General features: G+C 63.5%; 35 protein-coding genes. 28 read left to right on the forward strand and 7 right to left on the reverse strand.

Annotated features, from left to right (window positions below; all coding sequences use genetic code 11):
• Positions 1-5 precede the first annotated feature (5 nt).
• The 3 genes from ABDV78_RS07355 to ABDV78_RS07365 are packed head-to-tail and all read right to left on the reverse strand — an operon-like array spanning position 6 to position 1683.
• Positions 6-527 carry a hypothetical protein gene (locus ABDV78_RS07355; protein WP_343526713.1) on the reverse strand — a complete coding sequence of 174 codons (522 nt, stop codon included), beginning with the start codon at positions 525-527 and terminating at the stop codon, positions 6-8.
• Positions 524-937 (reverse strand): hypothetical protein, encoded by a 414-nt coding sequence (locus tag ABDV78_RS07360; protein WP_343526714.1) that lies wholly within the window; start codon positions 935-937, stop codon positions 524-526. The genes ABDV78_RS07355 and ABDV78_RS07360 overlap by 4 nt, the downstream gene beginning before the upstream one ends.
• Positions 934-1683, reverse strand: coding sequence for a hypothetical protein (locus ABDV78_RS07365; protein WP_343526715.1), 750 nt, complete (start codon positions 1681-1683; stop codon positions 934-936). The genes ABDV78_RS07360 and ABDV78_RS07365 overlap by 4 nt, the downstream gene beginning before the upstream one ends.
• Here ABDV78_RS07365 and ABDV78_RS07370 point away from each other — a divergent pair.
• The gene (locus ABDV78_RS07370; protein ID WP_343526716.1) at positions 1682-1834 is read left to right on the forward strand and encodes a hypothetical protein; all 153 of its coding nucleotides are present in this window, start codon (positions 1682-1684) and stop codon (positions 1832-1834) included. The genes ABDV78_RS07365 and ABDV78_RS07370 overlap by 2 nt on opposite strands.
• A gap of 15 nt (positions 1835-1849) precedes the next feature.
• On the opposite strand, the gene ABDV78_RS07375 is transcribed toward ABDV78_RS07370, so the two are convergent.
• The 3 genes from ABDV78_RS07375 to ABDV78_RS07385 all read right to left on the reverse strand — a co-directional run bounded on the left by ABDV78_RS07375 (position 1850) and on the right by ABDV78_RS07385 (position 3804).
• Complete coding sequence (locus ABDV78_RS07375) at positions 1850-2644, reverse strand: ATP-binding protein (protein WP_343526717.1); 795 nt, start codon at positions 2642-2644, stop codon at positions 1850-1852.
• Entirely contained in the window at positions 2644-2889 is a 246-nt protein-coding gene (locus ABDV78_RS07380; RefSeq protein ID WP_343526718.1) for a hypothetical protein, read from the reverse strand. The genes ABDV78_RS07375 and ABDV78_RS07380 overlap by 1 nt, the downstream gene beginning before the upstream one ends.
• A 330-nt stretch (positions 2890-3219) precedes the next feature.
• On the reverse strand, positions 3220-3804 hold the full coding sequence (locus tag ABDV78_RS07385; protein WP_343526719.1) for a LexA family transcriptional regulator: 585 nt from the start codon (positions 3802-3804) through the stop codon (positions 3220-3222).
• 92 nt (positions 3805-3896) lie between these two features.
• Here ABDV78_RS07385 and ABDV78_RS07390 point away from each other — a divergent pair, with 92 nt between their 5' ends.
• A complete protein-coding gene (locus ABDV78_RS07390; RefSeq protein WP_343526720.1) occupies positions 3897-4172 on the forward strand; it encodes a hypothetical protein in 276 nt (91 codons plus the stop codon).
• A gap of 125 nt (positions 4173-4297) precedes the next feature.
• On the opposite strand, the gene ABDV78_RS07395 is transcribed toward ABDV78_RS07390, so the two are convergent.
• Positions 4298-4660 (reverse strand): hypothetical protein, encoded by a 363-nt coding sequence (locus tag ABDV78_RS07395; RefSeq protein ID WP_343526721.1) that lies wholly within the window; start codon positions 4658-4660, stop codon positions 4298-4300.
• On the opposite strand from ABDV78_RS07395, the gene ABDV78_RS07400 reads away from it, so the two are divergent.
• The 26 genes from ABDV78_RS07400 to ABDV78_RS07525 all read left to right on the forward strand — a co-directional run bounded on the left by ABDV78_RS07400 (position 4659) and on the right by ABDV78_RS07525 (position 23061).
• Positions 4659-5162, forward strand: a complete 504-nt coding sequence (locus ABDV78_RS07400; protein WP_343526722.1) for a phage regulatory CII family protein — start codon at positions 4659-4661, stop codon at positions 5160-5162. The genes ABDV78_RS07395 and ABDV78_RS07400 overlap by 2 nt on opposite strands.
• Positions 5162-5440, forward strand: a complete 279-nt coding sequence (locus ABDV78_RS07405) for a hypothetical protein (protein ID WP_343526724.1) — start codon at positions 5162-5164, stop codon at positions 5438-5440. The genes ABDV78_RS07400 and ABDV78_RS07405 overlap by 1 nt, the downstream gene beginning before the upstream one ends.
• Positions 5441-5461: 21 nt before the next feature.
• Positions 5462-5980: a hypothetical protein gene (locus tag ABDV78_RS07410; RefSeq protein WP_343526725.1), complete on the forward strand. Its 519-nt coding sequence runs from the start codon at positions 5462-5464 to the stop codon at positions 5978-5980.
• A gap of 8 nt (positions 5981-5988) precedes the next feature.
• Positions 5989-6156 (forward strand): hypothetical protein, encoded by a 168-nt coding sequence (locus ABDV78_RS07415; protein ID WP_343526726.1) that lies wholly within the window; start codon positions 5989-5991, stop codon positions 6154-6156.
• Complete coding sequence (locus ABDV78_RS07420; protein ID WP_343526728.1) at positions 6153-6833, forward strand: DNA methyltransferase; 681 nt, start codon at positions 6153-6155, stop codon at positions 6831-6833. Before ABDV78_RS07415 ends, ABDV78_RS07420 begins: the two co-directional genes overlap by 4 nt.
• Complete coding sequence (locus tag ABDV78_RS07425) at positions 6830-7075, forward strand: hypothetical protein (RefSeq protein WP_343526729.1); 246 nt, start codon at positions 6830-6832, stop codon at positions 7073-7075. The genes ABDV78_RS07420 and ABDV78_RS07425 overlap by 4 nt, the downstream gene beginning before the upstream one ends.
• Before the next feature lie 111 nt (positions 7076-7186).
• Entirely contained in the window at positions 7187-10237 is a 3051-nt protein-coding gene (locus ABDV78_RS07430; protein ID WP_343526781.1) for a phage/plasmid primase, P4 family, read from the forward strand.
• A 215-nt stretch (positions 10238-10452) separates the two neighbouring features.
• Positions 10453-10929 carry a hypothetical protein gene (locus ABDV78_RS07435; RefSeq protein ID WP_343526730.1) on the forward strand — a complete coding sequence of 159 codons (477 nt, stop codon included), beginning with the start codon at positions 10453-10455 and terminating at the stop codon, positions 10927-10929.
• Positions 10930-11125: 196 nt separating this feature from the next.
• Positions 11126-11482: an HNH endonuclease signature motif containing protein gene (locus ABDV78_RS07440; RefSeq protein WP_343526731.1), complete on the forward strand. Its 357-nt coding sequence runs from the start codon at positions 11126-11128 to the stop codon at positions 11480-11482.
• A 77-nt stretch (positions 11483-11559) separates the two neighbouring features.
• Positions 11560-12039, forward strand: a complete 480-nt coding sequence (locus ABDV78_RS07445) for a hypothetical protein (protein ID WP_343526732.1) — start codon at positions 11560-11562, stop codon at positions 12037-12039.
• Positions 12039-13766, forward strand: coding sequence for a terminase TerL endonuclease subunit (locus ABDV78_RS07450; RefSeq protein WP_343526733.1), 1728 nt, complete (start codon positions 12039-12041; stop codon positions 13764-13766). Before ABDV78_RS07445 ends, ABDV78_RS07450 begins: the two co-directional genes overlap by 1 nt.
• A gap of 236 nt (positions 13767-14002) precedes the next feature.
• The gene (locus ABDV78_RS07455; RefSeq protein ID WP_343526782.1) at positions 14003-15121 is read left to right on the forward strand and encodes a phage portal protein; all 1119 of its coding nucleotides are present in this window, start codon (positions 14003-14005) and stop codon (positions 15119-15121) included.
• The gene (locus tag ABDV78_RS07460; protein ID WP_343526734.1) at positions 15118-16047 is read left to right on the forward strand and encodes a S49 family peptidase; all 930 of its coding nucleotides are present in this window, start codon (positions 15118-15120) and stop codon (positions 16045-16047) included. The genes ABDV78_RS07455 and ABDV78_RS07460 overlap by 4 nt, the downstream gene beginning before the upstream one ends.
• Before the next feature lie 13 nt (positions 16048-16060).
• Entirely contained in the window at positions 16061-17380 is a 1320-nt protein-coding gene (locus ABDV78_RS07465; RefSeq protein WP_343526735.1) for a phage major capsid protein, read from the forward strand.
• Between the two features lie 75 nt (positions 17381-17455).
• A complete protein-coding gene (locus ABDV78_RS07470) occupies positions 17456-17620 on the forward strand; it encodes a hypothetical protein (protein WP_343526736.1) in 165 nt (54 codons plus the stop codon).
• 24 nt (positions 17621-17644) lie between these two features.
• On the forward strand, positions 17645-17938 hold the full coding sequence (locus ABDV78_RS07475) for a head-tail connector protein (protein ID WP_343526737.1): 294 nt from the start codon (positions 17645-17647) through the stop codon (positions 17936-17938).
• Entirely contained in the window at positions 17938-18303 is a 366-nt protein-coding gene (locus ABDV78_RS07480; protein ID WP_343526738.1) for a phage head closure protein, read from the forward strand. Before ABDV78_RS07475 ends, ABDV78_RS07480 begins: the two co-directional genes overlap by 1 nt.
• Position 18304: 1 nt before the next feature.
• Entirely contained in the window at positions 18305-18835 is a 531-nt protein-coding gene (locus ABDV78_RS07485; protein WP_343526739.1) for an HK97 gp10 family phage protein, read from the forward strand.
• Positions 18832-19266, forward strand: coding sequence for a hypothetical protein (locus ABDV78_RS07490; RefSeq protein ID WP_343526741.1), 435 nt, complete (start codon positions 18832-18834; stop codon positions 19264-19266). Before ABDV78_RS07485 ends, ABDV78_RS07490 begins: the two co-directional genes overlap by 4 nt.
• A complete protein-coding gene (locus ABDV78_RS07495) occupies positions 19263-19478 on the forward strand; it encodes a hypothetical protein (protein ID WP_343526742.1) in 216 nt (71 codons plus the stop codon). Before ABDV78_RS07490 ends, ABDV78_RS07495 begins: the two co-directional genes overlap by 4 nt.
• Positions 19479-19512: 34 nt before the next feature.
• The gene (locus ABDV78_RS07500) at positions 19513-19968 is read left to right on the forward strand and encodes a hypothetical protein (protein WP_343526743.1); all 456 of its coding nucleotides are present in this window, start codon (positions 19513-19515) and stop codon (positions 19966-19968) included.
• Between the two features lie 103 nt (positions 19969-20071).
• Entirely contained in the window at positions 20072-20491 is a 420-nt protein-coding gene (locus tag ABDV78_RS07505; protein ID WP_343526744.1) for a hypothetical protein, read from the forward strand.
• 17 nt (positions 20492-20508) lie between these two features.
• Positions 20509-20931 (forward strand): hypothetical protein, encoded by a 423-nt coding sequence (locus tag ABDV78_RS07510; RefSeq protein ID WP_343526745.1) that lies wholly within the window; start codon positions 20509-20511, stop codon positions 20929-20931.
• A gap of 193 nt (positions 20932-21124) precedes the next feature.
• Positions 21125-21640, forward strand: coding sequence for a hypothetical protein (locus ABDV78_RS07515; protein ID WP_343526746.1), 516 nt, complete (start codon positions 21125-21127; stop codon positions 21638-21640).
• Between the two features lie 444 nt (positions 21641-22084).
• Complete coding sequence (locus ABDV78_RS07520) at positions 22085-22282, forward strand: hypothetical protein (RefSeq protein WP_343526747.1); 198 nt, start codon at positions 22085-22087, stop codon at positions 22280-22282.
• Complete coding sequence (locus tag ABDV78_RS07525; protein WP_343526748.1) at positions 22279-23061, forward strand: Bro-N domain-containing protein; 783 nt, start codon at positions 22279-22281, stop codon at positions 23059-23061. Before ABDV78_RS07520 ends, ABDV78_RS07525 begins: the two co-directional genes overlap by 4 nt.

The following is a 23061-nucleotide window of genomic DNA, read 5'->3' on the forward strand; positions in this document are numbered from 1 at the left end:
GTCCATCACGCCGCCTCCCGATCGCGCTGGGCGGTATGACGGACATAGGCCGCTGCGATCCAGATATGCGGCATCGATCCGGGCATGACGGGCTCGAAATGCCATGCCAGCGCCACCGCGCAGGCGGCCATGTCCTGATCGGGGCCGGTCGCGGCGGCCTTGGCCACGGCGCGCAGGTCGATCAGGATTTCCGACCAGCTGGCCCCGTAGACACGCGGCCAGTCGATCGGCTCGATGACTTCGGCCAGGCGCTCCGCGTCCCGCCAGATGGCGACGATCGCGGTCATGACACGCTCTCGCTGGCGGGCGGCGTCGGGCGTCATGCGGCGCTTGGCAATCGAGGTCGGATCGCGTTCGCGACGGCTGGCCAGCAACTGCTGGGCCGCCTGCGCTAGCTGCGACCATTGATCGCGCAGGCGCGGGGCGTAGAGGACGCGGCGCGTTTCGCGGTCGCGAAGGACCGCTTGCCAATGGCGGCGATCGGCGGTGTCCGGCTGGGCATCGGACAAGAGGCTGAAGCCGATCATGAGCCGCCCTTGCCTTTGGGGAATGGCGGCTCGGGGAGATTGATGGCTTCTAAGACCGCTGCGATCCGTTCATCCAATACGATGATATTCGTAGCATAGAGGCGGCCCGATCCCTCTTGGGCGCGCTGTATGGCGTCGCAAGCAGCGGATACCAGCCCATCAGCTGCGGCCTCAATTTGCATCGCCCGGTCGACCCATCCTTGTGGGACTGATCGAAATTTTGCGGATCGCAGGCATTCGGTCGGATTGCCGAAGTGTCGCCACGCCGCTTTAGGGTCAGTGAAATGGGCATTGCAGTGGAAGCAGCGCCAGCCGGGCGGCGTAGGGTCGCCGACATAGCTGGTGCGGCCTTCTGAGGCGAGCCAAGAGACGCCCCCGACTGCAAAGGCCGGAGTGCTGCGATAGCTCATGCTGCGCCTCCTTCGTGCTGCTGAGGGCGCAGCAGGGGCAGTAGGCGATCCAACGACGCCATGGGGAAGATCAGCAGATTGGCGTCCTTGCTAAGGAGGACGTTCTGCACATCCTGCACGAAATCGAGCGCGGCGCAGGCCAATTCGGTGGGCTCGACCGGCGCTACTTCATCGGTCGTGAGGTCTGAAACCTCATCCCATGTCATGGCGGCATAGCCGCGCCCGTCATCCCAAAGGACGCCGATCCCGCCGCATTCATGACAGCCGCTGCCCGGCTGGCATCGAAAAAGCGGGTCATAGGGATAATCTGTGGTCGAAACGTACCCGTCCGTGCTTTCCTGACAGCCGGTGCACGGTTTCCAGAACCCGCCTTCCTCCATCAATTCGTTGATACGGTGATAGGTGTAAGCGTGGTCCAGCGCGGGAGAGACATGGGCCAGCCGGTGGCGCGCCAGCATCTGCAACCCGCCGTCGCTGTCCGGCATGTCATAGGCCATGTGGCGGGCGTAGGTGGCCGGATGCCCGGCCGAAATCAGACCCGTGTAAAGGGCGTCGCGATCGGCGGGCAGGATATCCACGGGTGCGAAGGGATTGGGGGATGGCACCCATTCGGGTTCTTCCACTCCTTTGACCGCGTGGATATCGGCCATGGCCTTCAGGACCATGGGGCGCAGCGTGCGCCAGATGCCATCGGCGGCCGCCAGATGGTGGACCGGCGGCTGATCGCGGGCGTCATGGATCGCCATGTACGTGCCGCTGGCGTTGCCCAGGGCCGTCGAGGCGGCCGAGAGGCTGACGGCCAGCTTGGCGGCGGGCGTGTCGGCCAAGCTCATATTGCGCTTGATCGCGGCAGACACGTCCTCTCCGCATTTGCGGGCGATATCGCGGGTGATGTGATCAGGTTGGGCCATATCAGCGCGACCCCCGTTCGACGCGGCATTCATCTGTCACGTCGAGCATCCATGCGCGGTGGTAGCCGTGGTCTTTCGCCCAGGCGGAAAAGGTGGCGTTCAGGCGGTCGATCAGGTCGCGGACATGATCTTCGGTCCACCATGTCGGGCCGCTTTCGCCGTCCTCGCCCAGATTCTGGCCGTTCCTGTCGTCGAAGGCCGTGGCGATCGCGCCGTCTTCCGCCGCCATGGCGGGGGTGAAGATGGACAGGTCATGCTCCATCGGCTTGCCGATGGCGGTCCAGAAGGCTTCGTCGGTCTTTGCCTGCGCGGCCATGATGGCATCGCTCCGGCTGGCGTGCGGACCGTACCATGTCTCGGCATCCTCCAGATTGGCGGCCAAGCTGTAGTAGAAGGTCGGCTGTTTCACGGTGACGCCCAGGGCCAGCGACAGCTTGCCGGTCGGGCGGTCGGTCGCGGCGGACAGCGGAAAGCCGCCTTCGGGTATCGGCTCCAGTCCGACGGCCGCGCGTGCCTCCTGAACGGGGATCGCCTTAGAATTGGGTCTGGGCCATCCCCACAGTATTGCGTGAATATCTTGACAAAGGATCAAGCAGCGCTGCCCGGCCCCTGGTAGGATATCGCAGTAGCGATCATCGATCAGATAATCGGTGCCGTCTTCAGTGGGGCGGAGCAAATCCCCGTAATTGAAGATGGAATCGATTTCGAGAATGCGCGTGCAGCCGTAGTGCTTCGCGAAACGATGCGCGTGGAGCGTCTTGCCTGTGCGGCCGGGGCCGTAAATGACGATCGTCATCAGAACCTGCCCCCCGCATAGAGGGCGCAGGCGACGCAGAAGATGACCCATGCCGCAAAGGCGGCGATGACGCCGAGCAAGGCGGGGCTAGGCTGATCGTCGCGGGGCGGGCGGGCGATCGGTTGGATTGCAGGACGTGCGGGCGGGGTCGCCGTGTGATGGCGGCGGATGATCGCGGGCAGCGCTTCAGGTGCGGCGCGCCAGCGTTGGACGCGACCGGATAGGTCGGCAGGGTGGTGATGCACGATGGCCTCCATTGCCGCTCTGTGCGGCATAGCCATCATGTGCGATTATCGCATTATCAATGTCAATCCAGAAACTGCGATTATCGCATATATTGACGCCGATCGGATTTTGTTCCTACAATGTTCCAGTTCAGGTGACGCGTTTGGGAGGACGTCAGGTGAGTCTGTTCTATCGGGTAAGCGTGTTTGGTGTTCCTAAGGGCCCTTGGCGGGCGACGGTGCCAGCAGTCCGCCGCGATGCCATAGAAGCGGGCGTGGGTGGCTTTGATGAAGATCACAGGTTCTTTTTGGACGGTGTCGCGAATATAGAAACCGTCCATGAGAATGAACTTATCCGTTCCGGCGCGGTATATCCCGGATCGTATAGGAAAAAACCCGGCCAAGAATTGTTATTGGTTCACCACCGAGCATGATGTCCTTGTGTTCATCATTGGATGAACAAGGGACCAGTCGTGCCGGATCGGCTTGAAATTCTTTGAATGTGGTCCGGCCGTCTTCAGTCTGTACGACGTATCGGCGACCGGGCCATAAAGCTTTATCGTCTGGATCAATAATAAGCGTGGTTCCGTCTGGAACGATCAAGTCCATGGAGTCGCCTTTGACCGTCAAGGCGTAGGCATGTGGCGGCGTTTCTGGATCGGAAACGGGAATCCACCGTCCTGCGCGCTGCTCAGCCTCAGTAGGACGGCCTGCGGGAACTTCACCTAAGAGCCGTATTCTACGAAGTCCCGGTTCAGACGCGGATGCGGTGGCAAATTCGCGTATGATCGCGGCCATCTCACTGGCTTTGAAATTGCGTGTGCCACCCAGCGCCTTGCCCAAATAATTCGAGTTCATGCCTATCGCCTCAGCAAGGTCGGCGATGGACATGTTTCGCGACGCAAGTTCGGCGCGGATTTGTTGGGGCGTCAACATCCCAAGACCATTCCGACGAACTGCGATAGTCGCAACTTCGATAATCGCATATTCCTATTGCGCTTCGAATGCGAATATCGCATCACGTTCGCATGACGACCGTATCGGACCGCATCATCGACGCGCTTGGCGGCACGACTGCCGTTAGCCGCAAGGCTGAAACGCCGCTGTCGACTGTCCATAGCTGGCGGAAGAACGGTATCCCGACTTCGCGCCTTGCCCATCTCAAGCTGATCGCGGCCGCTGAAGGCGTTCCGATCGACTGGGAGACGGGTGAACGGGCGGATCATGACGCAACCGATACGGTCGCTGTGGCCATGGCGTCATCCAATATGTCGCGCCAGATTATCGGACAGGTGCCAGCATGAGCGGGGCGGCGATTCCGCACGATGCGCGCATCGTGGTCATCGGAGCCGACCTGTCGAGCGTCACCGATCTGTCGGCGGAAATCGTGGCGGGCCGGGTGAGTGTGCGAGAGGTGCCGGGTAGCTGTTCAATCGCTGTCCGGCGCGTCGAGTTTCCGCGACGCAGCGGCGAAACCGGCCGCCAGTTCGGCCACCTGCGTAGCGTTGAACTCTACCGCAAGCGGTGCACCGTGGACGGTCAGAACCAGCCGGGCAAAGCGCTCGCCGTCGATCACATGGCCGCCCGACAATTCGAGGGCTTCCACTGGGAATATACAGGTTTCACGGCCCACCAAATCGGCAGTGACGGAGAGGATGCGGGCGGCGGCGGTGGCGGCGGCAGCGGGTTTCAGGAGAAACCCGTGGGCCTCGCCATCGACGGTTTCATGGATGGCTACCTTGCCATCCATGGCCATGACGCGCGGCGCGCCACCGATCAGCTGAACCAGCATGATTCGTCCTTTCCTGAAAGTGGCGAGCATGACGCCTGAGCGCCTGGCCCTCAAGCGCGCGACGGATGCGATGATTTCCGGCGTTGGCGGGCAGGTGAAGGCCGCCGGCTTCACGCGTGTCGGGCAATCGACGCTCAGCACCTATGCCTCGCCGAACCATCGTGAAGCGTTCGTGCCGATCGATATCGTCGCCGATCTGGAGCCGCTGGCGCGGGACCGGGAGGGCTTCCCGCACGTCACTCAGGCGCTGTGCGCGGTGATGGGTGGGGTGTTCGTGCCGCTGCCGGAGGCTCCGGCTTCTGTCGCGGACATGCTGACCATGATGGGGCGCCTGTCGAAGGAGGCCAGCGACGTGACGCAGACGATCTGCGGCGCGCTGGCCGATGGGCGGGTCGATCGCGTCGAAAAGACCAACATCCGGCGGGAGGTCCGCCAATTGCTGGAAATCGCGGTCGCGCTGGACGCGATCGTCGCCAACGTTTCAACCGAGGGATATCGCTGATGAAGATTTCGCTTCCGGCCGTGGTGCCGAACGAGGGCGCGCGTCGCCTTGCCTATTATCTGACCACCGACAAGCCACAGGAACTGGCGCGGTTCGCGCGCAAGATCGAAGCGAGCGAATCGACCGTCGAGCGGCTGATCCGCGGTGAAATCCGCCCCGGCGAGGAACTGGCGCGCGCCATCTATCTGGCGACCGGCGGTGCGGTCTGGTCACGCTTCTGGTCCTGCCAGCCCGAAGGCGGCTGGTTCGACCGACCCATTTCCCGCGTCGCAGCCTGAGCGGGCGAGGGGCAGGGGATCATGGGGGGGCTTGTTGCCCATTCCGGGATAGCGACGCTGGCGGCGTCGGAGGCCGCGCTTCGCGCCTGGGCCTTCGAAGCCCAGCCGGGCGCGCGCGTGGTGTTCGCGACCGGGCAGGAACCCCCGCGTGACCAGCCGGTGTGGACGGCGGCGCGGAGGCTGGTGGATATGGGGTTGATCCGCACCTTCCATCCCCGTCGGGCGGATGGGAAGGGCTTTGATTACGTCGCCCAGCGCCTGCCCAGCCCTGTCGCCATCCATGACAATGCCAGTCGGGAGGCGCGGGTGTTCGCCGAAATCGAGCGTTGCCTTTCGATCGGCGAGCCGCTGCCCACCGACCGGCAATTGGCGCTGCGGTGTGGCCTGCGCCACGCCGACGAAGCGAGCTACGCCCTGCGCAAGTTGCGGGCGCGCACGGCCGGGGATCGGCGGATCGCCATCATCAATCACGGGCCGACCGAGCATCGGCAGGCGATCGTCCTGTCCACCGGCCGGATGACCATCAGGAAGGGCTTTTGATGGCGCGGATGGCGCAGACGCTTCGGCGCGATTTCGCGCTGTATCGCGCCCATATGGAGGTCGCGCGCGATCCAGACGAACGCGAGGCCGATCGGCAGCGCGCGCGGGAGCGGGCGGCCAAGGCGCGCGGGCGTGTCGAACGCGGTATCGCGCTTATCGAGGCGGCGGGGCTGTGAGCGAGCGCGCTTATCTTCGCAAAGAGGTGATCGGCAACGCGACCCTGTATCTGGGGGATTGCCGGGACGTGCTTCCGGGGTGCGGCCGATGCGACCTGATCCTGACCGACCCGCCCTATGGCATCGGTCAGGACAAGGGCATGGGCGGCGGTGGCACCGATTCGTCAGGTCGCTGGAAGCGCCAGTCCAAGGTCTATGATGGCGATTGGGACGCCGAGCGGCCGGATGCGGACTTGCTCCACATTGTCCTTCACGCTGCGCCCGCCGCGATCATCTGGGGCGGCAATTACCTCAGCGATCTGCTGCCGCAGGGCGGCCGCTGGCTGTTTTGGGACAAGCTGAACGGGATGCCGTCTTACTCCGATGGGGAGATGGCATGGACCAGCCTGCCCGGTGTCTCGGTGAAGGCGTTGAAGCGGTGCAATAACGGCATGGCCGCGCTGCGGGACGGGCCACGATGTCATCCGACGCAGAAGCCCGTGGATGTCATGATGTGGTGCCTGTCCTTTGCGCCTGAGGCCGTACAGGTCTGTGACCCCTTTGTGGGCAGTGGCTCTACTGGCGTCGCGGCGGCCCTTTGCGGGCGGTCCTTTGTTGGCATCGAGCAAGACGCCGCCTATTTCGACATTGCTTGTCAGCGCATTGCCGATGCCCAGCGGCAAGGGCGGTTGCTGTGAAGGGTCCATCGTCCTTCCTCTGCCCTGTCCATGGCTGCGGGCTGACGCGGCGCAAGTGGCAGGCGGTGTGCGATCGCTGCTGGCCGTTGCTGCCCGGCGATTATCGGGCGGCGATCCTTTCGACGCGATCCAGTGGCGCGAAGCATCTGGAGGCGCGCGCGTCGATCGCGGCGGCAGAGTGGCTGAATGTCCATTCGCCCTGGGCGGTGGCCGCGCGGCGGGTGGGCGATGATCCGCCCTGATCGGGGGCTACGCTCCGCCATCCTTTCCGACGATCGGGCGCGGCCCGGATCGTCCTGTAATCTGATTGTTCCGGGGGATAGCCTGTGACTTCGCAAAAACCGCTTAGCCCGATGGGGCAGGCGGCGCTTCATTATGCGCGCCTTGGCTGGCCTGTTTTCCCCTGTAGCCCGCGCGATAAGCAGCCGCTGCTACCGAGGGACAAGGACGCCCAGGGCAATCCGATCCCAAAATCAGGGGGCGTGAGCAAGGCCACCACCGACGAAGCGAAAATCCGCCAGTGGTGGACCCGATGGCCGCACGCGATGATCGGCGTTGCAGTTGGCAAAGCGGGGCTGCTGCTGATCGATTTCGATCCCGGCACATATGATGTTGTCGACCGGGCTACGAAGGAAGTCACGGGGCAAGTAACGTGGACGCTGGAGGGGCTGAAAGACGAACTGGCCTCGCGGATGGACGGCGAGTACTTGCCGGATACGCTCGTGTCCGTGACGCGATCCGACGGCGAGCATCATTGGTTTCGTATGCCCGAGGGCGATCCCATCGGGAATGCTACGAGCTTGCCCGATCATATCGATGTGCGAGGGCTTGGAGGGTACGTCATCGCGCCGCCCAGCCATTTCGATGGCGACGGTGTTGAGATACCGGGCGATTATCGATGGCTGATCGATCTGGATATCAGTCGGATTGCCGCCTGCCCTGCGGCGCTGGTCGAAATCCTGCGTGCTGGCAAGGCAAAGCCGGTTCGGCCGAAAGGTAATATCGCGGGTCCGACTGTCGTCCGGGATGGGCCGGTTAACCAGGCACTTCGTGAGGATGCTGCGATCCGTAAATATGTGCTGGCGGCGCTTGACGGCGAATTGAGCGAGGTCCGGCGCGCGGGCACGGGAAAGCGCAATGAGCGACTGTTCGAGGCGGCGTTGAAGCTGTCGTCGCTGGTGGCGGCCGGGGCGCTCGATGCGACGATGGCGCGGGCCTCGCTGGAATCGGCGGCGCGGGACAATCCCGGCCGCGATGATGAGGCCCAGCTGCAAGCCACGATCAACTCCGGCTGGTCAGCCGGAAGCGATAGCCCTCGCGATCTCAGCGAGATCGCGGCCGCTGCACGAGAGAGAGCGAACCGCCGTTCCAACGCTCCACCCTCCCGCCGCGCCGTGCGCGACCCCGCCCCGGCTTCGGGGGGAGGGGCCGGACAAGACCGATCCTTCCGGGTCGGAAGGGAGGAAATCACCGGCCCCGACCTGGGCCGGGAAGGGCGGGAACGGGTGCTGCGCCTGGCCGAGGCGTGGCTGGGCCGCGCCGTCGAGCGATGCGCGCCCGTCGAGCAGGAGATCCGGCGGCTTGCCTTCGGAATCGGGCGGCGCGTGGCGGCCGGGCTGTTGTGCGAGGATCTGGCGCTGGCAGCGCTGGCGACCGTCTATGAGGGGCGGCCGGATGCCGAGGTGCTGGGCAGTGGGGTCGCGCGAGCGGTGGCGGACGGATGGGCCAAGGGGTTCGCCGTCGAACCGATGCTGACCGGGCTGGCCTGTGCGGGGTATCCCATGACGGATTTCGGGATCGCCGAGCGCTTCCGTGATCGGTGGGGGGCGGATTTCCGCTATACCACCGCCAAGGGCTGGTTGGGCTGGGACGGGCGGCGCTGGCGCGTGCTGGACCAGGACGAAAAGACGCCACCGGCCGAGGTGATCGCGGCGGTGTTCGACACGATCCGCGCGATTCAGGATGAATCGCGGATGGTGCGGGATACCGGCGTGCCTGTCGATCTGGAGGCGGAGGGCGATGCGGCGGCCGAGCGCGATGCGGTGGCGCTGGACGGTTGGATATTGGTGGGCCGCACCATGCGGCTTCGATCCTCGCTGATCGCCGAATGGGGGCGCAAGGCCGAGACGGTCGACAAACCCGCATCGGTCGCCAAGCTGGCGCGGCGGTGGTTGACGGTGCCGATCGATGCGTTCGATCACGATGCGTTCGCCGTCAATGTGCAGAACGGCACGTTGCGGTTCCGGCGAGAGGACGCGCCCGACGGGACGGTTCGGGCCGTGGTGGAGCTGGGCGATCATCGGCGGGAGGATTTGCTGACCAAGCTGTCTCCGGTCGCCTATGATCCCGATGCGACATGCCCGCTGTACGACGCGAGTTTCGAATGGGCGCAACCCGATGCCGAGATGCGGCGATACCTGCACCAGCTGGGCGGCTATTCGCTGACCGGCGATGCCAGCGAGCAAAAGCTCTGGTTCTGGTGGGGGCGCGGCCGGAACGGCAAGGGCGTCACGCTGGAAAGCTGGACCCATGTCGCCGGTGACTATGCCGATACGATTCCGATCGGGTCTTTCCTTGACCAGGGCCTGAAGAAACGCGGGGATGCGGCCTCGCCCGATCTCGCCAAGCTGGGCGGCGTGCGGATGCTGCGCGCGTCGGAGCCGGGGAAGAACGAGACGCTCGACTCCGGGCTGATCAAGCTGGTGACGGGCGGGGAGCCGCTGGCGGTGCGTATGCTGCATCGCGGGTTCTTCAACCTGATCCCGAAGTTCAAGCTGATCATCATCGGGAACAGCAAGTTCAATGTGCCCGATACCGATGACGGGATCTGGTCGCGCCTGAAGCTGATTCCGTGGCTGCGCAATATCGAGATACCGGAGCCGGGCATTCCGTGGCCAAAGAAAGACCCGCATCTGGTCCACAAGATCACGTCCAGGGAGGCATCCGGCGTCCTGAATCGATTGGTGCAGGGGTTGCTGGATTACATGGCGCATGGGCTTGTCGAGCCCGCCAGTGTCACGCAGGCGACCGAGGCCTATCGGGATCAGAGCGACCCGATCGCGCGGTTCCTGCGGCTTTGTACCGAGGCCGACCCGGCCAGTCGGGTGCAGTCGTCCAAGCTGCATGAGGTCTTTGTGGCGTGGGCCAAGGCGGCCGGTGAGCGCGAATGGTCCAACAAGGGCTTTTCGAACGCCATGTCCGATAAGGGCTATCAAAAGAAGGCGTCGGATGGGATGCAGTGGCTGGGACTGAAGCTGGTCAAACAGGTGGAGGACTTTGTCGATATCAACGGCAAGGTGCTGAAACTGGAGGACCGCGACGATGATGTCCCGCCTTCGACAGGCCAGCCACCGCCCGCCGCTGCGTCCGCGCCGCCCGAGGATGATGATGGCGATGCGCTTTAGTCGACACTGATCCTTCCGGTTGGAAGGGTGCCGGAACCTTCACCGGAAGGTAAAAAGGGCGGATTTCTGCGCCTTTGGAAGGGTTGGAAGGATTTCTGAACATTTTGTCGTAGGGTGCGGGCATATGCGCGCATGTGCGGGCACGATGAAATATCACGATTATCCTTCCTATCCTTCCAATCCTTCCGGTTGAGAATAAAAAGATAGGAAAACCAATGGCATACGATTTCAGCAATGCCGGAAGGGTTGAGAGCGAGGGTTCCGGGGCCGGAAGGTTCCTGACCTTCGAGGCGGTGGAGGCCCGTTTGGTGGACGCGGTGCGGCTTTGCTGGCGGATGCCGGGCGGCCATTGGCCGTTCGCCAGCGACGGGCCGTGGCATCTGATCCAGAAGGATTGGTGGGACTGGGACGCGCGAGATGAAAAGCCGATCCCGCGCGATCCACTGAGCCGGTTGGAGATGGAGGAGCGGGACGAGGCGGTGGCGTGGCTGCGCCTGATCCCGGACGATCGGGATCGGCGGCTGGTGGTGCTGGCGGTGACGCAGCTGGCCAAGGGCGGCGATCGGGCGCGGGTGTCGTGGGTGAAGCTGCTGCGGCCCATTGGCAAGACGCACGGGGCCGATGGGCTGCGGATGCGGTACGGGCGGGTGCTGGGGGCGCTGACGGTGCGTATCAACGCTGTGCGGGGCTGAAATGGCGGTTTTCCGCGACCGGACATGTCAACCCGGTTTAGGGCCGGACATGAAAATATCGCTGTTCGTTTCCGGGCCTCTGTGAGGGTATTTCTCGATATGTTGGTGACGGGCCTTTGACGGCGCGGCTTCCACTTCTCCCCTTAGCCTCAGGGCGGCGCGGCTTCGGCCTCGCCGCCCTTTCTGTTGGTGGTGCATGGTCAAACTGACAGGACTGAAACCGCGCCTCAACGGGTTGCGGTCGCGGATCGGTCGGGACACGCCCGCAACGCGGGTTGAGCGGGACCGGGAGCGGGACGCCCAGCCGTGGCGGCGCTGGTACAAGACGGCGCGGTGGCAGCGCCTGCGCATGGTCATCCTCGCACGCGATCTGTTCACCTGCCAATGGCCGGGGTGCGGTCGCGTCGAGCCTGACACGTCGCAGCTGGTCGCGGATCACCGCGAACCGCACCGTGGCGACGAGGCCATGTTCTGGGATCAGGACAACCTGTGGTGCCTCTGCAAGCCCTGCCACGACAGCGCGAAGCAACGGCAAGAGCATCGCGCCCGCTGACAGGTGGGGGTGGGGTCAATCTCTGGGATGGCCCGCCCCCTAGACCGCAACCGCTCTCATTCGGAGATTTTTTTCTCGTGGCCGAAGATTTGGAGGTCGACCTGTTTGGCGATCCCGTCCAGTTGGACAGGGAAGCCCGTGGACGGCCTGAGCATCGCCGGACCAAAGAGAACTCCAATAAGGTCCTTTTGGCGTTTGCGCGGGGCCTGAGCGAAAAAGAGGCCGCAACCGCGATCGGGGTTTCCGTGCCTACGTTGCGCAAACATTATTTTTCCGAGTGCGCGAAACGGAAGGATGCCCGGCTTCGCATGGAAATGACGCAGTTGGCGCGGCTGAACGACGCAGCGGCCGAGGGCAACGTCACGGCGGAAAAGGAATTGTTCAAGCGGCTGGACAAGGGCCATCTTGAACAGGTGGCCGATCGGGTCGCCAACCGAGGTACGAACGGCGCGCCGCCTAAAGCCGCCAAGCCTGGGAAAAAGGCCGCCGCCCAACAGAAGGCGGCGCAAGTCCGTGGGAAGTACGCGCCCCCGCCGCCTCCGAGGCTTATCAACTGATGGCTTTGGAGTGGTCGACCGCCTGCCCGGATTGGGAAAGGCGGATCGTCGCAGGGGAATCGCTCATTGCGATGGATCCTTTGTTTCCAGATCAGGCGGAAGCCGCACTGGAGATTTTCAAGGGCCTGCGCATCGTGGACGTTCCCGGCCAGCCGACCTTTGGCGAGGCCTGCGAGCAATTCGTGTTTGATTTCGTCGCCGCAATCTTCGGGGCCTATGATGAGGAGGCGGGCAAGCGACTGATCTGGGAGTTCATGCTCCTGATCAGCAAGAAGAACGCCAAGTCGACCATTGCGGCCGGGATCATGGTCACGGCGCTTATCCGCAATTGGCGTCATTCGGCCGAATTGCTGGTGTTAGCCCCGACCAAGGAAGTCGCGGACAATGTCTTCACCCCGGCGGCCGGTATGGTTCGTGCCGATCCCGAATTGCTCGAAATCCTTTACCCGGTCGATCACGAGCGGAAAATTCGGCATCTTGTAAACAAGTCCGAACTGAAGGTGGTGTCGGCCGATGCGGGCGTAGTCAGCGGCAAAAAGGCCGCGTTCGTACTGGTCGAAGAATTATGGCAGTTCGGGAAACAGGCAAGTGCATCCGCCATGCTTATGGAGGCCACAGGCGGGCAGGTTTCCCGGCGCGAAGGCTTTACGGTCTACCTGTCGACGCATAGCGATGAATTGCCGCGCGGCGTTTTCAAGGATCGCCTCGATCAGTTCCGCGGAGTCCGGGATGGGACGATCGTCAATAAGCGAAAGTTGGGGATGCTCTATGAGTGGCCTCAAGCGATGCTGGACGCGGAAGCCTATCTCGACCCTGACAATTTCTACATCACCAACCCGAATATCGGCCGGTCGGTTGATATTGAGTACATTGAAGAGAAGTTGGCAGAGGCCCGCGCGGGCGCGCCGGGGGATTTACAGAAGTTCCTGGCCAAGCACCTGAATGTCGAAATCGGCACCCGCCTTGCGCGGGATCGGTGGACCGGCGCGGATTTCTGGGACGCGGCGGCCGATACGGCGCTGACGCTAGATGAACTGATCCGGCGTTGCGAAGTCATCGTGGCCGGGATCGATGGCGGCGGCCTTGATGACCTTTTGGGGCTGTGCCTGATCGGCCGGGAAAAAGGCTCCAAGCGCTGGTTGGTCTGGTGCCGCGCCTGGGCCTGGTCCGTGGTCTGGAAGCGTCGAGCCGATATCGCGACCATGCTCAACCAGCTGGTCGATGAAGGTTCCCTGTTCCGTTGTGAAATGCCGGATGAAGCGGTGATCGATCTGGAAGCCGACGATGACGGCGACCATGAACTGACCGAGGATGTGCGCGGTGTCGTGGAGGTGCTGTGTACGGTGCGTGACGCCGGGCTGTTCCCGGAAACCGGCGCGATCGGGCTGGACCCGGTGGGCGTGTCGGCCATCGTAGACGAACTGGTCGCGAGGGACTTCGACCCCGACAATCAGCTGCGGTCGATCGGACAGGGCTACAAACTGAGCGCTGCCATCAAGGGCGCGGCCCGGAAGGTCGCGGCCCGGACCCTGCGCCATGAGGGCAAGGAACTGATGCGGTGGTGCGTCGGCAACGCGAAAATGGAGCCGCGTGGCGCAAGCGCGGTGGCCATCGTGAAGGCCACACCCAGCGCCAAAATCGATCCGCTGGCGGCGATGTTCAACGCCGTGATGCTGATGACCGAGAACCCGGCAGCGGCCGGTTCATACGAATATACGGGGATTTGAGCATGGGATTTATCGATCGCGCCCGGAACGCGGCGCGCGCGTTCCGGGCCGATGCGCCCCACGCCGCCCCGGCCGCGCCGATGCCTCCGGCGCAACGCGGTTGGGCCATCCGTGGCGATGCTGGGCAGGCGGGGCCGATCGCAGGTGCTGATGGGCTGAACGACCCCAAGGGCATGACTGTGCTCAACCTGTTGGGTGGTAGCCGTTCGGGTGCCCCCATGGGTGAGGCGCGGGCCATGACGGTCCCTGCGGTGCTACGCGCGCTGGAGGTGTTGTGCGGCCTCTACGCCATGACGCCCGTTCATTATTACCGGAACACGCCGGAGGGCAAAGAGCGGGTCGACGATGCGCCGCAAGCCCGGATGTTGTCGACCAGCGCCAACGCCGTTCAGCCCGCCTATCTGCTGAAAGAGCTGATGATGGGCGATTTGCTGATGCGCGGTCGCTTCGGGGCCTTCATCCACCGTGACGAACTTTACCGCCCCAATGCTCTTAGCCGCTTGGTGCCGGACGGGATCGCGCCGGTTCAGCATTGGGACCGGCAGGACGGGCTGGAGATGTTCTATGACGCGCAGCTGCCCGATGGGTCGCGCGATCGCCTGACCCGCAATGACATTTGGTTCGTACCGGGGTTCAGCCGGGACGGGCTGGTCGGCATCGATCGCTTGAAGCTGTTGGGCAACACGTTCGAATCCGCCGCGTCGACCAGCGAGTTTGCCCGGCGCTTTTGGGAGAACAACGCTCAGCCGTCGACCATTCTGACCACCAAGGCCAAGATTGACCGGCCGGGCAAAGAGGCGATCCGATCCGACTGGCAGCAGCGCTTTGCGGGTCCGCAGAACGCCGGTTCTGTCGCGGTGCTGGATCAGGAAATGGACGCCAAATTTTTGGCGCACGACAACAAGGCATCGCAATTTATCGAGTCGCGGGGCTTTGGTGTTCTGGAGGTGGCGCGGGCATTCGGTGTTGCGCCCCATGTCCTATTCGAACTGAGCCGGGCCACCTTTTCGAATATCGAGCATCAAAGCCTAGAATTGTATCTGTATTCGATGCTTGCGCACTTCGAACGCGGCGCGGCGCATATGACCCATCAATTCGCGGATGAGGGTCATTTCTTCGAGTTCATGCCCGAGGCCATGCTGAAGGGCGATATCCTGACCCGGTATCAGGCCTACGCCGTCGCGATCGACAAGGGGATCATGAACCCCAACACCGTCCGGCGGAAAGAGAACTTGAACGACCGGCCCGGCGGTGACGAATACCGCGTCGGTTCCGGTTCGCAGATTGAAGGGCAGCCCCCTGCCCAGCCACCACGGCCGCCAGCGCCGCCCCTACAGTCCGAGGAAGACGAATGAACCAGCATGTCCTGGCCGCGATCCGGTCGGAGCCGTGGGCGATCGTGCCCGCCTATCTTGACGCGATCGAGGCAATTGCCCTTCGCATGATGGATCACCCGTCGCTAATCGCGGTGGAGCGGGACGGGCATGAGGCGAGGTTCGCGGATGCGACGGCCCGAATGGGCGAGCGGGCACCGGGAACGCGCACGGCCGCCCTTCGTGATGGCGTCGGCATCGTGCCCATGTTCGGGCCAGTCTTCCCCCGTGCCGGGGGGCTGGCCACGTCAGGTGCGACGACGCTCGACGCCGTGGCGGCCGATCTGCGCGCGCTGGAGGCATCGCCGGAAGTCCGTAACGTGCTGGTGACGGTCGATAGCCCCGGTGGGGCCGTGTCTGGCGTTCATGACTTTGCGCGCTTCATCGCCAATTTTTCCAAGCCGCTGGCGGTGCATGTGTCGGGGCAATGCTGTTCGGCCGTCTACTGGATCGCCAGTCAGGCGTCGGGCGGGATCAGTCTTGATCCAACCGGCGTGGTTGGGTCGATCGGCGTTTGCATGTCCACTTCCTATCAGGAAGGGCCGGACATGTCGGGCCGTCGTTCGATCGACATCACCAGCACCAACGCCCCGAACAAGCGCCCGGACCTTTCCACCGAGGAAGGCCGGGCCGCCATGCGCACGACGCTGGACGCGATCGAGGCCGTTTTCATCAGCACCGTGGCCAAGGGTCGCGGTGTCTCTGAAGCTACCGTCCGGGCCGATTTCGGCAAGGGCGGCACCCTGACCGGGAAGGACGCCAAGGCGGCCGGGATGGTCGACCGCGTGGAGGCCGATGGCCTCGACGGGGCGATCCGACGGCTTGCCCGAACCGCCCCTCCGGCAGCGCCCCGGCGGGCCGCCGCGGCGAACCACCTGGCCTTGGCGCAAGCGCGCGCCGGGCTGTAATCCACCAAGGAGAATGACGATGCGCATTACCGCGCTACGGGCAAGTCTGGCGGCCGAAGTCCAGTCGATGGAAGCGATCCTCGACGCGGCCGCGAACGATAACAACCGCGACCTGACGGCAGAGGAACAGGGCGCGTTCGACAAGCATAAGGCGGAAGCTGATCGCCTTCAGGTGGCGGTCGGCCGCGAAGAATCGATGCTGGCACTGAAGGCGTCGGCCGCCAAGCCTATCGATATCGGCGGTGCTGGCGGAGCGGGTGCGGGCGGTCGCGTTCCGGCGGCCGTGCAGGAAAAGCTGGAACCCGGCGTCATGGTCGGCCGGATCGCACTCTCGCTGGCTGCGACCGGAGGCAATGACCAGCGGGCCATGGCGAACCATGCGCAGCAGACGTTCGGTGATCAAACCGGCCAGATTGTTGCCAACATGGAACAGTCGACCAACACCAAGGGCGGCTATCTGGTCGACACCGACTATAGCCGCGACTTCATCGACCTGCTGCGGCCGCGTGTTGTCATTCGCAATCTAGGCGCTCGGTCCGTGCCGATGCCGGATGGCAACCTGACCATGCGCAAGAAGACGGCGGGCACGCAGGCCGGGTATGTCGGTGAACGTGTTCCGGCGCCGACCACCGACATGCAGGTCGGCAACCTGAACATGACCGCCAAGAAGCTGATGGCGCTGGTGCCGATCACGAATCAGCTGATCCGCCGCGCCAGCTATGGTGTGGACCAGATGGTTCGTGACGATCTGCTCGACAGCGCGGCGGTCAAGGAAGACCAGCAGTTCCTGCGCGGTGCGGGAAGCTCGGTTGCACCAACCGGCGTCCGCAATCTGGTTGCAGCCGGTAACGTCCTCGCGATGACCGCCAACACCAACCTCGTGACCGTTTCGTCGGACCTGGGGCGGATGACGCTGGCGGTAAAGAACGCCAATGTCCCCATGATCAGCTGCGGCTGGGTCATGAGTCCGCGTGTCCGGGAGTTCCTGGCCAACCTGCGCGATGGCAACGGCAATTTGGTCTATCCGTCGATCGAGGCGAACGGCACGCTCAAGGGCTACAAGATCGCCGAGACGACGTCGGTGCCTGACAATCTGGGCGCGGGCGGCAACGAGTCGGAACTGTACTTTGGCGACTGGTCGCAATTCCTGATCGGCGACACCTATCAGGTCGCCTTGGCGGCGTCGGACACGGCCGCCTATGACGATGGCGGCACGATCCGGGCAGCGTTCTCGAACGACGAAACGGTCATCCGCCTGATCGAAGAGCATGACACGCAGCTGCGCTACGATCGCGCAGCTGCGGTCCTGACGGGCGTGACCTGGGCACCGTAAGCCCGGCGATCAATCTCCCACCATCTCAGGCGGGTCCGCGTGTCGGGTCCGCCTTTTCCATTTCTGGAGGCCATCATGGCGGTCAAGTTTCTCGAAACCACTCAGGTGGGCACCATTTACAATCAGGATGAGGTCGCGGCCTTCGACGCGGAAACCGAGGCGGAATTGATCAAAGCCGAGGTTGCGGAGGCTGTCGAGGCTCCGAAGGGTAAGGGCGGTTCGACCGCTGCCCAAGCCTGATCCAGCGCGGGCAGAGGACACGACATGGCGGAAATCGTCTCGCTGGCCACTGCCCGCGAATGGCTGAAGGTCGATGACGAAATCAGCGACGATCTGCTGAAGTCGCTGATTGCGACTGCAATCCAGTTCATTGCAGATTTCATGCAGCGGCCACTGGTCGGGGATGGGGGGTGGCCGGAAGGTCAGCTGCCCGCTCCGGTCGTGCATGGCATTCGGGTCGCGCTGGTCGACCTGTACAACAATCCGGAAAACCCGTTTTCCAGCACAACGGCACTGACCCATCTGGTCGGCCCCCATTGCCGCCCGAGCTTCGGCTGATGGGCGGCTATGACAAGCGGCCGGAGTTTCGGCCGAACAAGCGCGCGCGGCTGGAGCGGCCTAAGGCAAAGGCTTCCTTTTCGGGGGCGGGTCAGGGAACGTGGGAGGCCGTGACACCGGGCAATATATGGGCCGAGGTCCGCGACCCTCTGCCCAGCCGTGGCGAGGGGCTGGCGGATGGACAGCCCGCCGCCAAGCGGCCCGCGCGGATCCGTATCCGCTATCGCGCGGGGACCGATGCCAAGATGCGGTTCGTGATCGACGGTCGCATCCTCCAGATCGTCGGCGGACCCGCCGAAATCGGGCGGCGATACCTGCTGGAGTTCACCGTGGAGGAATACAGCCCGGCCGGGAACCCTGCCTAACGTGGCCAAGGTCACGGGGCGCGATGCGGTCAAGCGCTATATGGCCGCGATCCCCGACTATTGCCGGACCAAGCTGCTGCCCGGTGCGGCGCGGGCCGGGGCAAAGGTCATCGCCGACGAGGCGCGGGATCGGTGCGAGTCGGACCGCGTGGCCGCCGCGATCGTCGTGAAAGCCCGGCCGGTTACGGACGACACGATCCGCGTCGTCGTGACGGTCAAGCGAGGCTTCACTTATTCGCTGGGCACCTGGCTGGAATACGGCACATCGCCGCACTTCATCGCCGCGCTGGGCGGCGTCGGGGCGCGACGGCTGAACACCCGGCTCCGCGATGCCAAGGGCAAGCTGTCGCTAGTTATCGGCGGCCAGCCGGTGGGGCCAGAGGTCTTTCATACCGGATCGCGTGCCTTTCCATTCCTGCGCCCGGCGCTGGACGTGAAGGAGGGCGAGGCAATCCGCGCGGCCCAAAATTTCATCAACACCCGCCTGGCCCGCAAGGGGATCGGGCCGGACGACATGGACGATGATCTATGACCGATCAGCCTATCCCGGACGTGATCGACGGGGCGACGATCATGGGGGCCGTCCTGTGCGGCTATGCTCCGTTGATCCAGCTTGTCCCTGTCGAGAGTATCAAGGGCGGTCGGTTGCCGGAGGGCCAGCCGCTGCCGGCCATTCTAGTCCGCACGGTCAGCAGCACGGGGCCGCAGATGCTGAGGCGCGAAGGGACGCGGCGCTGCATCGACCGGATTTCGGTCGCGGTGCGCGCCGCCACCTGGGCCGAGCAGCGCGCCATCATTCGTCAGGTGCGCGAAGCCGGGGCCGATCGGGTCGGCCCGATCGGGGGCGGATCCAGCGTGACCATTCTGCTGTCGGGGCTTGGTCCCGACGTGGATGGTCCCGGCAACACCTACGAGCAGACCCAAGATTTCCGCGTCAGTTACGACGCCTTCACAGGAGCATGACCATGCCGAATAAGAAGAAAGCCTTCATCGTCCGCGATTTCACCGACGCGGGGCTTGAGCAGAATTTCACCGCCAGCGTCGCGGGCGAGCCCGACACCATGCCGGAAATCGATGCGGGTGTTTTTGCCAATTACGCGGCCGCAGGCCTCGTTCGACTGGCGACCGAGGCAGACCAGAGCCCGCCCCAGCCCGAAGCCGCCGACGCGGCCTGATCCCTTCCGCCGTTGAAACAGGAGTAGCAACACGATGACTTCGCAGACTGCGGCGGGCACCACGCTCGCCATTTCCGCCGCTGCGCCTTCCACTCAGGACAAGGCGGGGTTCGCCGCGCTGTCGTTTCTGGTGGTTGGGCAGACCGAGAAGCTGGGCACTTTCGGGACCAGTTTCGCCAAGGTTGAGTTCCAGCCGCTCAAGGGTGGCAAGCAGAAGTACAAGGGGTCGCCCGACTACGGCGCGCTTCAGCCGACGATGGCGCTCGATAGCGCCGATGCCGGTCAAGCACTGATGCAGACGGCTGGCGACGACGAAAGTCAGAAGCTGTATTCTTTCGCCGTCACCTATCAAGACGGTGCGATGCGCTATTTTCAGGGTCGCGTTTTCGGGATGCCGGAAACGGCAGACGGTGCGGACACGATGCTGACCGCTGCCCCGGCTCTCGAAATCTGCACCAAGCCGGTCAAGGTTCCGGCTCCCTCTTCTTAACGCCTTCCGGCCCCGCCGGTTCATGAGCATCGGCCTGCCCCGCGTTGCGCGGGACGGGGCGGGTCGGTGCATCCCGCGCAATCCCGCCGCAAAGAGGTTTCCAATGCTCGACATCACCACTCAGGCGGTCGCCAATACCGCCCCGTTGCACCTGAAGGACGCCAGCGGCAACCTGCTCTATTACAAGGGGCAGCCTGTCCGCATCCACCTCTACGGTCCGGCCTCGCCGCAATATGCCCGGATCGAGGAACGTCAGACGCAGCGCGCGCTGAAGCGGGCGCAGGACAATGACGGCAAGCCTTCGGCCATGTCCAGCGATCAGCGTCGCGAAACGACGGCCGAAGATTACGCCGCAGTGACCGCCTCGTTTGAGAATTTCGCCTATCCTCCCGCTGGCAAGGCGTCGGGCGAGGACTTGTACCGTGCCACCTATTCCGACCCGGCGCTGGGCTTCATCGTCAACCAGATTACGCGGTTCCTGGCTGACTGGGGAAACTTCAAGCCCGCGTCGGCGACGGCCTGACGCTCTACGTTCGGCAAATGGCGTGGCTGGCCGCCACGCCAAAGCCCCCCGAGGGGTCCAGACGGGCCGAGCGGTGGGAGAAGGCCCCGGCCACCACAAAACGCAGCCGGGCCGAGACGATGGGGAAAAAGGCGGCGGAGAGCGCCATGCCGCCCAACCCCATGCCCCATGTGATCGAACGATTCATCGAAATGGGGATGGTGGAGGCGGCGGGCATGGGAACCGTGCCGCTTGGCTGGCAGACCATCGCCGCGTGGTCCCAGATGACGGGGGTGCGGCTCTGCCCGTGGGAGGCCCGGACGATCCGCCGTCTTTCCGTCGAGTATCTGGCGGAAGGGCGGCGGGCCGAAGCCGAAACCTGTCCGCCCCCGTGGAAAGCGCCGGTCAGTCAGGCCGACGTTGATGCGGAACGGGCGGCGCTTGAACGCCTGCTGGGGTAAGCTGTGGCAGCGCTTCGCGGAACGGACGGGCGGAGGCAAGTTGTTCGTCCGTCAGTTCCGGGGTGTCTGATACGGCGTCCATGTCGGCATCGGTGAAAGGTTTCGTCACTATGATGATCCCCAATCTGCGGTGCCGCTCATGGCGGAAGGACACTCGCTAGGATAGTGTCCTCCCGTTAGCAGGGAGGGAGTTATGAAGGTCGCGATTCTTGCAATGCAGTTATTGGCTTTGGCTTCGGCCTCGCCACAAAAAAAGCCTAGCTCAGTAGCTCTAAAGCCTTTTGAATTTAGAGGTTTCGTTGCTGGACAAGAAATGACGCCGGAGCAAGCGGCAACCTGTCATAAGTCAGGGATGACCACATTTTGCGGACCTGATGATGATCGTGTTGCAGGCGTAAGAGTTCTAAGCTCATACGTTTCTGCGGAAAATAATAGGATGGTGCGAATTGGAATTTCAGCAGACCCTATCTATTTTGGAATAATTACAGACGCGTTTAAGAAAAAATACGGGCCTCCGTGTTTGTCATCTGTAGAAAAATGGGTCAGTCAGACTGGTATTAAAAGGCAAAACCCAGTTTTTACATGGTGCTTCAAGACAGGAAAACTAAAAGCAAAAATGTACGGATCAACATTAGACGTATCCGAAATCGATTATGCAGATGTTTCAGAAGCGCCGATGAAAAAGCCTGAGCCTAAGATTGATTTTTAACATTGGTCGGGTGCGATGTTAGCGTAATGATAGTTCAAGTAATCTGCGGATCGCTTCCGGGCGCGACATGGTCTGGTCCGGTTGCATCCCGATCCATGTATCCAAGCGGGATAGTTGATCGGGAGTGAGGGTCAGGTGGATGGATGCCGCATTGGTTCGCGGTCGCCCTCTTTTTCCCGTACGGACTATTGCATTATCCATTATTTTTCCGTACCTAAAAATCGAGCCGGATGAAAGAGGCAACTTTCACCCGGCTCTGACCCATCGCACGGAGGTATCCCGATGCAACGAGCTGATCGCGCGCATAGCGCCACGGGTGACCATGCGTCACCCGATAATGTGACCCGAACTATCATACGGATTGAGCTGCAGCAGGCGCATATGTCGCGGGTGCTGGGGATGGCGGATCAATCCCATTTCGATATTTCCGCGATACGTACGCTGTTGCTGGCAGCCACGGAGGCCGTCGAGGCGCTGGAGGCAGAAGACGATCGGAATATCACGCCCGTCTATGTCCGGTATCGGGCGGCCCATATGAACGCGCTGCTGGGGATGCTGGATACGTATCTCGACCGGATCGATGACGGCGTGCACGCGACGCTCAATGTCCTTCGCGACAATATCCAGAGGGTGGCGGCATGACGGCGGTCGCTCCCATGGCGTTCGCCTATGAGGGCGCGCCGATCCGCATCGTCATGCGCGAGGATGACCCCTATTGGGTTGCCAGCGATCTGGCGGCGGTGCTGGGCTATCGCTCTGCGGGCGATATGACCCGGATGCTGGACGACGATCAAAAGGGTACGCACTTGGTGCGTACCCCTGGCGGTGATCAGAATATGACCATCGTTTCCGAGGGCGGCATGTACCGCTGTATCTTCGGATCGAAGCGGCCGGAGGCTAAGGCGTTCCGCCGCTGGGTCGAAAACGTCCTGTTGCCGACGCTTCGGCGGACTGGGCGCTTCGTCATGGACGGCGTGGCCGATATCGAGCCCAGCCGCACCCCGGAAATGCCCGACGAGTATGAGGCCATTCGTACCAAGCTGGCCTTGGCCAAAGAGGCGCGGCTGGTGTTCGGCATGAGGGCGGCACGGGAGGCTTGGCGGACGCTGGGGCTGTTGCCGGCCGTCACGGATCGGATCGCGGAGCCGGAGCAATTCGGGTTCGCACCCGCCGCGATGACCGAGTTGACCCGGCACGTTCTGGACTGGATGGAGGCGCGCTGTTCCGCCGCCCCCGGCCACCGGGAAATGTCGCAGCGGCTGTACGACGATTATCTGCGCTGGTCGAAGGATCACGGATTGACTTCGGCGGAAACGCTGGGGTTCATCGCCTTCGGTAAGGCGCTGACCGCCTGCGCGATCGGCGTCACCAAAGGCGTAGACGGCCGTCGGGCGCGGATAGGATTAAAGCTGGCGGCCTGA

The sequence above is a fragment of the Sphingomonas sp. genome (assembly GCF_039594485.1).
Taxonomy (GTDB): domain Bacteria; phylum Pseudomonadota; class Alphaproteobacteria; order Sphingomonadales; family Sphingomonadaceae; genus Sphingomonas.